This window comes from Planctomycetaceae bacterium, assembly GCA_041398825.1.
Classification (GTDB): domain Bacteria; phylum Planctomycetota; class Planctomycetia; order Planctomycetales; family Planctomycetaceae; genus F1-80-MAGs062.
In genome coordinates, this window is the sequence record JAWKTX010000006.1 from 409,331 (window position 1) to 420,822 (window position 11,492).

The 11,492-nt window shown below is 54.0% G+C and carries 9 protein-coding genes; 3 read left to right on the top strand and 6 right to left on the bottom strand.

Annotation, left to right across the window (positions count from 1 at the left end):
* Positions 1-56: 56 nt before the first annotated feature.
* Positions 57-773, bottom strand: a complete 717-nt coding sequence (locus R3C20_13580; protein ID MEZ6041531.1) for a sigma-70 family RNA polymerase sigma factor — start codon at positions 771-773, stop codon at positions 57-59.
* Between the two features lie 489 nt (positions 774-1,262).
* On the opposite strand from R3C20_13580, the gene R3C20_13585 reads away from it, so the two are divergent.
* On the top strand, positions 1,263-4,133 hold the full coding sequence (locus R3C20_13585; protein ID MEZ6041532.1) for a protein kinase: 2,871 nt from the start codon (positions 1,263-1,265) through the stop codon (positions 4,131-4,133).
* 21 nt (positions 4,134-4,154) lie between these two features.
* Here the strand turns inward: R3C20_13585 and R3C20_13590 are convergent, their stop codons facing one another.
* The 5 genes from R3C20_13590 to R3C20_13610 all read right to left on the bottom strand — a co-directional run bounded on the left by R3C20_13590 (position 4,155) and on the right by R3C20_13610 (position 9,205).
* Positions 4,155-5,339 (bottom strand): FAD/NAD(P)-binding oxidoreductase, encoded by a 1,185-nt coding sequence (locus R3C20_13590; GenBank protein MEZ6041533.1) that lies wholly within the window; start codon positions 5,337-5,339, stop codon positions 4,155-4,157.
* 5 nt (positions 5,340-5,344) lie between these two features.
* Positions 5,345-6,112 (bottom strand): DUF1641 domain-containing protein, encoded by a 768-nt coding sequence (locus R3C20_13595; protein MEZ6041534.1) that lies wholly within the window; start codon positions 6,110-6,112, stop codon positions 5,345-5,347.
* A 133-nt stretch (positions 6,113-6,245) separates the two neighbouring features.
* Positions 6,246-7,658, bottom strand: a complete 1,413-nt coding sequence (locus R3C20_13600) for a rhodanese-like domain-containing protein (protein ID MEZ6041535.1) — start codon at positions 7,656-7,658, stop codon at positions 6,246-6,248.
* A 189-nt stretch (positions 7,659-7,847) separates the two neighbouring features.
* Positions 7,848-8,672: a sulfite exporter TauE/SafE family protein gene (locus R3C20_13605; protein ID MEZ6041536.1), complete on the bottom strand. Its 825-nt coding sequence runs from the start codon at positions 8,670-8,672 to the stop codon at positions 7,848-7,850.
* Positions 8,660-9,205, bottom strand: coding sequence for a rhodanese-like domain-containing protein (locus tag R3C20_13610; protein ID MEZ6041537.1), 546 nt, complete (start codon positions 9,203-9,205; stop codon positions 8,660-8,662). Before R3C20_13610 ends, R3C20_13605 begins: the two co-directional genes overlap by 13 nt.
* 253 nt (positions 9,206-9,458) lie before the next feature.
* Between R3C20_13610 and R3C20_13615 the strand changes: the two genes are divergently transcribed.
* Complete coding sequence (locus tag R3C20_13615) at positions 9,459-10,124, top strand: transposase (protein ID MEZ6041538.1); 666 nt, start codon at positions 9,459-9,461, stop codon at positions 10,122-10,124.
* Between the two features lie 389 nt (positions 10,125-10,513).
* Positions 10,514-10,930, top strand: a complete 417-nt coding sequence (locus R3C20_13620; protein ID MEZ6041539.1) for an SMI1/KNR4 family protein — start codon at positions 10,514-10,516, stop codon at positions 10,928-10,930.
* The last annotated feature ends 562 nt before the right edge of the window (positions 10,931-11,492 follow it).

The window sequence follows — 11,492 nt, forward strand, 5'->3', positions numbered from 1 at the left end:
ACTCGATGCAGTTTCTTCTTGCTGAAAGCCGATCCGACAGCGATGTCCGGGAGAATTTAATTGCTGCAGTAGATGAGTAACCCCAGCGCTGCCAGTTCCTCATCGATCTGACGTGAATCTGCGTTAGAGAGAGTTCTTGCAACTTCGCATCGCAGGAGTTCGCCGTATTTCTTACGTGCTCTCAGCAACGTCTGACGGACCCAATCTTCTGTGGGAACCTTCCCATCAATTTGAACAGTCAGTTTTGTGGACAGAACTGCCATGCTCTCGTCAGGCAGTTCTGCCCGCAAACGCAGGATTTCGTAATAGGCATTATTGGATGCGGACGAATAGTCTCGGAGTGAATTCCAGGTCTGGGCAAGCAATTCCTGACGCCAGATCTCGTCGAAATCTGCTTCGGGCTGGTCAGCTGTCGTCTGCTGATCTCTGGCGACTTTGCCCAGCATTTTTTGTTCGGAGGACTTTCTGCGAAAGAAATCGTTCGCCAGATTGGTGAGGGACTTCTTCAGATAATCCCTGAAGCGACCGCGATCGGGTGCCGCGTTGATGTACTGGCCGCGAAGAAACCGAATGGCAAATTCCTGGGCCAGATCATCAGCGGCGTGTGCATCACGAACACATTTCAACAGATAGTTGTAGACAGAACCTGCATAGCGAAGCAGGAAAGCTCGTCTCAATTCCTCAACGCAGGATGAGCGGTCATTGTTCTGGTGGACGAAACCCAGTTCGGTCCAGTTCGTTTCGATGTTGCTGAGGCGATGCTGTGAATCCACGGAAAAATCTCGGAAACGACAGTGAGGTTGAGAACAACAAGGTTGAGAACAACTAAGAAAGGGGGCCATCCATCCGTGAAGTGATGTCGTGTGTTCCTGCCGTTAACAATTCACGATTCGCAGTTCCCAAAACCTGTCGAAAATGTAAGGTTGATGGCCTCATACCACCCCGCCGGCTCTTTTGACGGTCGTCTGGCTGAAAACAGAAGCAAAATCGAATGCAGGTAACAAATCAACCGAGCAGCTCTGCCAGTCAGGTGCTATGACGTATAGCGGGTGAATCAGAGCTGGCTGCTTGCGCAGGACAGATGCTTCTGATATTGTTGCTCCCGCCCGGAAGATTTTAAGGTCAAAAAAGACATTGGCTATTCTTCAATCCATCAGCGATTGACAGATCGTTATAGCGGCGAAGGCAGCCCGAGGGGTATGAAGAACCTGATTGAAATGTCCCGGAATCTGTGATTGCCGCGTCGGTACGGTGGATTCGGTATGGTTAAGTCAGAGGGAGTTTCGATGCAGGGGAAAGAACCATGGAAGGGTCAAGTCTCTGACGGCGTTCTCATTCCGCCTCTCCCGGTGCAGGTTCCAAGCGCGGACTCTGGCATCGAACGTCTCCGAACGTCAATTGAAGTTCTGCACCCTGGCCATCCGTTTCCAGGTGAGCTGGTCGGAAACTATCGCCTCCTGAATCGCATTGGTTCGGGCGGAATGGGCAGCGTGTACGAAGCCGTACACACCGAAACTGGTGAGCCCGCAGCGGTCAAGGTGCTGTCCCCGGAATTCTCGAGACATCCCGACGCACTGCGTCGCTTCCGCAAGGAATGCCGGTTGCTTGCAGAAGTTGCCAGCCCCCACGTGACCAGGCTGTTCGACATCATTGACGATGCAGACTGGCAGGCGTTGGTGATGCAGTTGGTCGACGGGGAATCTCTGCGTCAGGTGCTAAGTCGCGAGGGGGCGTTTTCCGAAGCTGCTGCTGCAGACGTCGCCGCTCAGGTGGCGCAGGCACTTGCCGATTTGTCCCATCTGTCGATTCTGCACCGTGACATCAAGCCGGAAAACATCCTGTTGAAACGATCGGAGAAGACACCATCCGGTTTCCACGTGATGCTGACGGACTTCGGGCTTGCTCGACATGCCGTACAGTCAGAATCCCTTGCAATGACGGCCGCCCATGCAGTGCTTGGAACGCCGAAGTATATGTCGCCCGAGCAGTTTTCTGACCGGGACGTCGATCCACGGTCGGATGTCTACTCGCTGGGCATCACCCTTTTCGAAATGTTGACAGGCCGAACTCCGTTCGTCACAAACGATCTGCTGGAAATCGCGGAGATGCACCGGCACTCCGTGCCCCCACGCCCGGAAACCATTCGTCCGTCTTTGAGTGACGGCATCTGCGAAATCACCTGGCGATGTCTGCAAAAACGGCCGGACATGCGTTACGCATCGGCAGGAGAACTTCTCAACGATCTGCGGCGATTCCAGTCCGGTGAGCCAATCAGCCGCATTGAACACCCGTTACTTCCGTCCAGGCTTGAGTCGCGTCAGCAGACTTTTCGCTACGAATGGAGGCTCAAATCAAGTGTCGGCGAACTTTGGCCTTATGTTTCCAACACTGAGCGATTGAATCGTGCTCTGGGACTTCCGCCCGTTGAGTACACAACCACGCGTGCTGGTTCCGGCGATACCATCACAATGGCTGAAGTGGTGATCGCAGGTATCCGTATGCGTTGGCGAGAGTATCGCTTCGAATGGATTCGTAACCAGCAGTTGGGCGTGCTCAGAGAGTTCCAGTCAGGTCCACTCAAGTGGTTTACAAGTGTTGTTGAGCTGGTGAAAGCTGCCGATGGTTCAACAACTCTCGTTCATTCATTTCGTGTTGCAGCCAACGGTCGATTTGGCCAGCTGTTTGCCAAACTAAAATTTGGGTTGGAAGTGCGAAGGTCGCTGACTCGCGTTTACCAGCGGATCGACGGTGTTCTTTCGTCTTCAGAATCCGGTGTCCATCAAAGTGATCCGTTTGAAGACGCCAACGCGATGTCGCGGCAGGAGTTGGCGGCCCTGCAGCTGGTGACGGAGAGACTTCTGAACCGGCCGGAGCTCAATCGGCAGGCCGTGATTTCCGTGACGGAGTTTGTCCGAACTGCTCCCTCGCAGGACCTGGCGTCGATTCGACCTCTTCAACTGGCAAGCCGCCTGAATCTTCCGGCGGAACTTCTCCTGGCAGTGGGTATCTGCGGTATATCCGAAGGACTATTCGAACTTGTCTGGAACGTCATCTGCCCATCATGTCGACTCGCTAGTCAGCATTACGACACCATGAAACTGCTGAAGGAGCACGATTATTGTGAAGCATGTGATTTTGAGTTTCGAACGGATTTCTCCAGTAACGTAGAGCTGACTCTTCGAGCCCATCCGAGGGTACGGAAAGCTGACCTGAGAAAATACTGTATTGGCAGCCCCGGACATTCACCGCACGTGGTCGCACAAATGCGGGTCGCACCAACAGAATCGCTTCGCCTGGGACTGGCATTGAAAACAGGGACTTACCTCCTCCGCAGCCCTCAGTTGTCTCAGCGTCTGTCATTTCGCGTTGAGCCGGAAGCTGACGGGGCAGGAAGCCGCGATTCGGGTGCCCAGCAGAGCCAGTTCAATTCTCAGAACGCGACTGAAATCGCTGTTCCTTTCAGTCACATGCGGCACCAATCACTGGATATCCGCATTTGTGTGCCTGAAGACTGGAATCACGATCTTCTTCGGTTTCGGCCCGGCAATCAGCTTGTGACCATCACGAACGATTCGGAAACCGAAGTGTTGATTCGAATTGAAGACACTTCGCACTCGGAAGAAGTCCTTAGTCTCGCAGCTGCGGTGTCAATGCCGCTCTTCCGTGAACTCCTGCCAACAGAGTCACCTACGCCTCAGCAGCTGGCGTCATTTACGCACGCAGTACTCGTGCAAACTCGCGTCTCGACTCGATCAGGAATCGAAGCTCCGCGAGAACAATGGATGCTGATGCAGGAACATCTGAACTTACTGCACGGACTCTGCCGCGAATGCGCTGGAAACTGGGTGAAAATCAAGGGACAAGGCGCGTTGATGTCCTTCTTTTCAGAAGCCGACGCAAACCGATTCGTCAATCGTCTTGCAGAAACGCACCCATTCGTTGCACCAGTTGTTGATGAATCCATCGAAACAAATGGCATCACCGAAGATTCGTGGAATGTAACGGCGGCCGTCGTCAGTGGACCAGTTCAGGTCATTGTTATTGACGGACGCATCGACTACCTCGGCCCGCTACTGGAAGAACTGGAGTTGTCCGTTGAAGAACAGGGACAGGCAGGCCAGATTCGCAAGTGAACTGAAGTGATACCCTACCGTTTACGCTCGACCACGCAGCATTCCGTGCCAGTAAAGAGCGGGCAGGCCATATTTTTTCAGCAGGAACATGCTGAAGCGTTCCTGAGCCTGATCGAATGGAAATGTCTCGCTGGGCTGGCCGCTGTAGTCGAATTCCGCCAGCACGAGACTGTCGTAACCGGTGACAACGGGACACGAAGTGTAACCGTCATAGCGGGCAGTGAGAGGTTCCTTTTTCATCAGCGAAAACAAATTGCTGACCAGCACTGGAGCCTGTTTTCGCACAGCGGCTCCGGTTTTGGATGTCGGTAAGCTGGAGGCATCACCCAGCCCAAATACGTTGTCGAACCGAGTGTGCTGCAGGGTGTGCTTGTCGACATCCACCCAGCCACCTTCACCAGCAAGTTCGCTGCTGGCGACAAAGTCCGGTGCCCCCATCGGCGGTGTCACGTGAATCATGTCATACTTGATGACGATTTCTTCGTGAGTGTCCATGTGCTGGTAGATGGCTTCCTTCGAAGCCGATCGAACTTCCACCAGGTTGTGGCGAAATCGAGGTTCCACGCCTTTGCGTTCAGCCACTTTCTCAAGGATCTCACGGTAGCGTTCCACGGCGAACAGACGTGGCCCGGCCAGCGTGAAGATGACCTGGATCTTGTCGCGAACACCACTGCGGCGAAAATGATCTTCGGCCAGATAACAGATCTTCTGAGGTGCACCACCACACTTAACGGCTCCAGCGGGCTGAGTAAACAACGCGACACCCTGCTTCAGATTTCGAATAAACTCCCAGGTGCTGGCGACGGTATTGATAGAATAGTTGCTGCAAACTCCGTCTTTGCCAACCGATTCCTTCAGTCCCTTTACCTTGTCCCAGTTGATCTGAATTCCAGGAGCGACGATCAGATAGTCGTAAGTGATCGTGTCGCCGTTGCGAGTTGTCACACTGTTGGACGCAGGTGAAAACGAGGCCACAAAATCCCTGATCCATTTGACGCCGTAAGGTATCAATCCCGCTTCATCGCGGCCCGATTCTCCCGGCTTGAAAATACCACCGCCGACCAGTGTCCACAGCGGCTGGTAATAGTGTTTTTCGGACGGTTCAATGATGGCCACATCCAGCGATGGATCGGCATTGCAAAGTCGAGCGGCAGTGGTGATACCAGCAGTGCCTCCACCAACAATAACAATCTGATGATGACTCATGGGAACTAGCCTTTTGCAGATGGAGAGGGGGATGACATTGGCGAGCACAGATCGCCAGCGGGTGTCTTGTCAAGGACGCCACCGAAGCACTTGGCAAACTGCAGAGCAAACGAGAGAGCTCTTTGAGTATTGGGGTCTCGCATTGCCTTCAGCATGCCCCAAAAACCCACACGTTTGGCGACAGGATGTTCGCAGGATCCCTGATGACAACTGGACAGCGCCGCGCCTGCCATACCGACCGTGGCAACCGAGTTTTTGCTGAGGACTTCTGACTTCAGAAGGAAACCAATGCGACTGAGCTCTGCCTCGTTAAGTTTCCCGCCTAGATACAGGGCGGCATGAAGTCCCCGCCGAACGCTTTGCTCAAGATCGATGCCCTGAGCTTTCTGACGGCTGGCCCATTCGTCAAAGACGTCCATGGCAGTTGCCACCAAACCGGGAAGCTCATCCAGCAAGGCGCTTCCCTCTTCCAGCCTCGGCAACCGCGAAACAAGCCGTTCCATGGCCTGCATGTTATTGGGTTCGGTCACTTGAATCAGTAGCTTCAACAGACGAGCTGCTCGCGTTTCGATATCAACTCCATCTTCAGCCGCTCTGCGACAAGTGGCGTCAAAGAAATCTACTGCGATTGCCAGCATGTTCGGCAGTTCGCCCACTGTGCCGAGCATTTGGTCCATCGATTGAGCACGATCGAGTAACCGGTGCAGAACTTCTGCAGTTTGTGGATCGTTGAGTCGATCCGCTATCGACGGACGCTCCGGAATCGCTTGCATGATGCAACCTCTTTGTTGGAAGGACGAGATTTGTCATTGAACGTTGGGCTGGGCGGCGTCGGAGGGTAAAGCTTTGACCGGCCGGACATTCATCCCCGGAATCAAAAACGCTGAACGTCCCATCGGCCTCAATTCAGATTGGTTGCTTCGATCGCGTCAGGCCAGCGGCCTGCCATGCCAGGTAGCCACCGGTCATGTTTACGAGATCTGTAAAGCCCGCCGCTTGCAGCACGCTGACAGCGATCGACGAGCGAGCACCGCTTTGACAATGCACGACCAGCTTTTCATTGCGAGGAATCTCATCCAGATGTTGCGGTAACCGACCCAGAAATCGGTGGTTGGCCTGACGGATATGGCCGGCGTTCCACTCATCGTTCGACCGAACATCAATGAGATTGACCGTGCCCGCTTCAATGGCTGACGACAGTTCTGCCGGAGTCCCGGAGGCATAGGCCTGCGTCGCTTTGCCTGAAGCTTTCACGCCATTGATATCAAATCCTCCGGCAATCTGTTCGACACCGATCTTGTGCAACAAACGGGCCGCCTCTTCCAGTTGATTCGATTCGCAGATCAGGTAGGTCGGTCGATCATAATCCACCAGCCAGCCAGCCCACGCCGACAGCATGCCAATCGGAATATTGATCGTGCCTGCGACGTGTCCCTTCGCGAATTCGGACGATGGTGTCAAATCAATGACCGTGCCAGCCTTGATGGCATCATCCAACCTGTTGACATCCAGCATCTTGTGGTGATGCCCTGCTCCCAGAACAATCGGGCCTTCTTTGTTGACTCGCTTCATCACCGCGAAATACTTCGGGGCTTCTGGCTGATCGGCCAGAATGTACTGCACGAAGGCTTCTTCGTCGGTGAATTGCAGAGCCGGGTTGAACAGCTTTTCGTAACCAACCGTCGATGAAGGAATCGCCCCCAGTCCTTTGCCACACGCACTGCCCGCTCCGTGTGCCGGCCAGACCTGCAGATAATCGGGAAGCTGCTTGAATCGCTCAGCGGACTTAAACAGATCACGAGCCCCCGGCTCCGCCGTATTTGCAATTCCGGCAGCTTCTTCCAGCAAGTCTGGTCGACCGATCGACCCGACGAAGACAAAGTCGCCGGAGAAGATACCCATCGGTTTGTCAGCTCCGCCGCCCTGATCAGTCAGTACAAACGAAATGCTTTCGGGTGTATGTCCCGGCGTGTGCATCACATCAAACCGGATATTGCCGATCATGAAGTGATCACCATCGTGAAGCAGCTGGTGGTCATAAGCATCAAGGTACAGATACTTCCATTCCGCCGGACCCTCATCAGAAACATACAACTTCGCACCAACGCGATCGGCCAGTTCGCGAGCTCCGGAAACATAGTCGGCGTGAATATGAGTCTCCGCCACCGCAACCAGCTCCAGCCCTTCGCGTTCGGCCATTTCGATGTACTGCTCCACATCTCGGCCAGGATCCACAACGACGGCTGTTTTCGCTCGCTGACATCCAACCATGTAAGATGCGTGAGCCAGTTTAGGGTCGTAGAAATATTTAAGTAACATGATGGTTCTTCCTTAAGTGTTAAAAATCGAATCGCAGATTCTTCGTTTGTTATTTTTCAATTGTGATTTGTCATTGTTTGTGGGCTCTCCAATGACGAATGGAGAATGTCAGATCAGAAATGCCAACTCTTCTCTTCCTCACAACGCCACTGTCTTTCCAACGCCACTGTCTTTCCAACGCCACTGTCTTCACAGCGCGACTGTCTTCCAGATCACAAAGCCAGCCACCAGTAACACCGCCACGGAAAACAGTTTCTGCAGAGTCGGCCCTTTCAGTCGCCGAGCCAGAATTCCACCGAGCCACATTCCTGCAGACCCACCAGCCAGAAACAGCAGCGTTGTTTCCCATGACAACGAGTTTCCGTTTGCGAAGTGCGAAGCCACTCCGCTGATGCTGACCAGCACAATTACAAACAGCGATGTCCCGACGGCTCGGTGAATTTCCATCCCACTGAACAGCACCAGCGCCGGCACAATCACAAAGCCACCGCCCACACCAAACATTCCGGACAGCACACCGGTCATCAGCCCCACCAGCACCAACAGGCGAGCACACCTGGATGTCAACCGTAGTTGGCCATCTTCATCACGCTGACACGCACTGCGGTCTCGATCAGGCATACTTTCCGTGCTGCACACACCACTTGGTAATTTCGGGTTGCGAGACTTCGCCCACATCCGCCAGGCGACCACCAGCATCAGTCCGGCGAACATCAGCAGCAGAACGCTCTCCGGAATCAGCTTGGAAAGGTAGGACCCAACGGGAGCTCCAATCATGCCGGCGATTGCGAACAGCAGACCGGTTCGCAGTTCGACTTCGCCTCGTATCAATCGAGGCACCGCGCCGAACAGTGCGGTGCCTCCCACCGCTGCCAGGGAGATACCCACTGCTTCACGCGGAGCCACGGCCAGCCCGTAGACCAGCAGTGGCACCGCAAACACACCGCCACCACCTCCGGTCAATCCGAGTGCAAATCCAACGATGCAACCGAAGGTGATGGCTAGGCCGGACATGATCCGCCGCCTTCACATTTGTTCCACGGCATCTTTGCGATGAAGGATGCCAGAGGACACAGGCCTGTCAAACCGGCAAACATCAGCCCGGCGCCAACAAAGGCCGACAGGCCGTAGCCATAAGGATGAACCCATGTTCCCAGAACAATACCAAGCACTGTCATGAAGCCAGCAGAGACCTGAACCTGCTGCATCAGCGGCACAGCTTTCTTCCCTCGCACAACCGGCAGTCCGGCCTCTGCCCATGCCAGGGTCCCGCCCTCAACGTTGACTACATTTTCGAAACCCGCATCGCGGAACTTCCGGCAGGCCTGATTCGACCGATTTCCACCCCGACAAATCACGTACAGCGGTTGACCAGCGGAACCATTCCGAGCCGACATGACAGCTGTGGGATCGAGCGATTCCAGGGGCACATTACGAGCACACTCGGCGTGAACCTCGCGGAATTCTGTGGGCATGCGGACGTCGATCAGATCGATTTCCGCCTGCCGCAGCATTTGCGCAAGTCGTTTAACATCAATCGTTTGCATTCGAAGGCTCCTGTTCCCAATTCAGTTATTCAATATGGCAGACCGACATAGCGAAACATCGCAAACTCGCGATACATCGCTAAGAAACGCGGTTGAGCGAGGCCTGACGTTCTGCTTCCACTCCTTTCTACGCATCGTAATATCGAAACCTTACGATATTTTAACCAGAATTTGAAAAAACTGAATTCCCACAGGGATACATAAAGGGGACATTCTACTTTACTCGATGGCTTCGGTCGATTAGAGTCCTGTGATGCCACGCACCTCCAGAGCATCACGAGGTGGGTTTGTTTACCATGTCCTGAACCGGGGCAATGGTCGCAGTGACGTCTTTCATACGGATGATGACTTCGCCGCGTTTGTGGGTCTCATGCGGGAAGCGCACGAAAAAGTGCCGATGCGGCTGACCGGGTATTGCCTGATGACAAACCACTTTCACCTGTTGTTGTGGCCGCGTGAAGATGGAGACCTCAGTCGCTGGATGCAGTGGCTCATGACGTCGCACGTCCGACGTTATCATCGGCATTACAAAAGCAGCGGCCATGTCTGGCAGGGGCGATTCAAAGCGTTTCCCGTTCAGGCCGATGAGCACTATCTGACAGTGCTGCGTTATGTCGAGCGGAATCCATTGCGGGCGAACGTGGTGCAGCGAAGTCAGGACTGGGAGTGGTCCAGTCTGAAACCAACGGCCCAAAGCGGCCCGGAGGGATTGCTCTGCGATGGACCGATCCTGAAGCCCGCCCAGTGGACTCGCCATGTCAACGGTGTGGAAACCGAAACCGAACTCAAGGCCCTTCGACACAGCCTTACTCGAGGTACCCCGTTCGGCGACACTCGCTGGCAGACAAAAACAGCTGCCATCCTCGGTCTTGAATCCTCGCTTCGACCTCGAGGAAGACCAAGACAAACAGAAAAGTAGAACGCCCCCGTTAGCAATTCTGTCCCCTTTTGTGTTTCACCGCTGATCCGGATGATCACCATGCGGAGTCTTGTCGTTGCCAGTGTCATCGACGTTGTTGTTGGCGTCCTGAGCGAGGTGCTTGCGTGCCATTGTTCGGTTCTCCCATCGAGAGCTGTTAAAAGCCGAGCGTCCCATCGACGCTCAAACAACAGCCATAGAAGCCAGTCTCCTGTAGCAAATGCCACAACTTTCTCATACAAGTCTCGCAAGAACCCGCCGCGACAGCGGCTTACTTGAACAACACGGTGCACCGGAATTGTGCATCAACCCGAGTTTTCAAATGTAAGCCGTCCGGCACAATCCGGTGACCGTCGGCGTTATGCCTCAATCAGCGAATACCACCAACAATGACTGACGACGAAGTAGCTGCACTCATCAAACGTGCCTTCGAATCCGCGTCCGAACCGGATCCGCGATTCGCAACCGATGATGCAGAACAACTCATCAACCACTTCGGAGACGTTTTCCCAATCGAGTTCAACGCAATGCGGGCACTCTTGCCAAACTATCACATTCCCGGCGACCATTTGCCTGCCGACGAAATGATTCGCGACTACGAATGGGAAACCGAAAACAATCCGAACTTCACACCTGACTTCATTCCGTTCTATGCCGTTGGAAACGGTGACTACCTGTGCCTGTCACGCAGCGCCGGAAAAATAAGTCCCGTGCTGTATGTCGCCCACGACGATCCTCGTGTTGAAGCCCTGCACGATTCATTCACAGAATATCTGAACGATCCAGACTGGTTTCTGCTGAAATAGTGTTCGCTGCTGTTCAGGCGTGGCCGCAATGGTCGCATCTTGGGCCGCCATGAAATAAACGAGGCAGGATCAGGCCGTCAACCGGAGCACTCATTCACGCGGCAACTGAAATCAAAGCCTTCCGTTCGTGCCCGTTTACGGCTGGCATTCGCCGGAAATTTCAAAGGAATAGTAATTGTCGTCTGCTTCCGAAATAGTTCGAAAAGCCATTTCGACTCGACTTAAGTTCGGCGATGACGTTCTTGTTTTTCATTTGTTAACGCACTCGGCGAGAAATGGAAGGGATGCGTCGAAGAATGGATCGGGAATATCGGACCTCCACAAGATCTTGAGGAACTTGTCGTCGAGTTAAACGGAAGCAAGTACTATGAAGTTGGCTCTTCTGGTGGCGGTGCGGACCTGTTGCTGGTTCGCGACGATGAAGCTGCTACTTTGTATTACATGAACGACTACGACCAGTCGCTTTCGTGTCTTGGTAATCTCGACGAATTCCTCTCAATGTTGCATTCCCCTGAATAGACGACGAACAAATATCGGGATAGGGGTCAGCCTTGCGGCTGAG

What these genes read in the sequence shown, in the direction of transcription:
- R3C20_13590 (MEZ6041533.1), bottom strand. Translation starts at nt 5,339, where the DNA reads ATGAGTCATCATCAGATTGTTATTGTTGGTGGAGGCACTGCTGGTATC.
- R3C20_13605 (MEZ6041536.1), bottom strand. Translation starts at nt 8,672, where the DNA reads ATGTCCGGCCTAGCCATCACCTTCGGTTGCATCGTTGGATTTGCACTC.
- R3C20_13585 (MEZ6041532.1), top strand. Translation starts at nt 1,263, where the DNA reads ATGGTTAAGTCAGAGGGAGTTTCGATGCAGGGGAAAGAACCATGGAAG.
- R3C20_13595 (MEZ6041534.1), bottom strand. Translation starts at nt 6,112, where the DNA reads ATGCAAGCGATTCCGGAGCGTCCGTCGATAGCGGATCGACTCAACGAT.
- R3C20_13600 (MEZ6041535.1), bottom strand. Translation starts at nt 7,658, where the DNA reads ATGTTACTTAAATATTTCTACGACCCTAAACTGGCTCACGCATCTTAC.
- R3C20_13610 (MEZ6041537.1), bottom strand. Translation starts at nt 9,205, where the DNA reads ATGCAAACGATTGATGTTAAACGACTTGCGCAAATGCTGCGGCAGGCG.
- R3C20_13615 (MEZ6041538.1), top strand. Translation starts at nt 9,459, where the DNA reads ATGCCACGCACCTCCAGAGCATCACGAGGTGGGTTTGTTTACCATGTC.
- R3C20_13620 (MEZ6041539.1), top strand. Translation starts at nt 10,514, where the DNA reads ATGACTGACGACGAAGTAGCTGCACTCATCAAACGTGCCTTCGAATCC.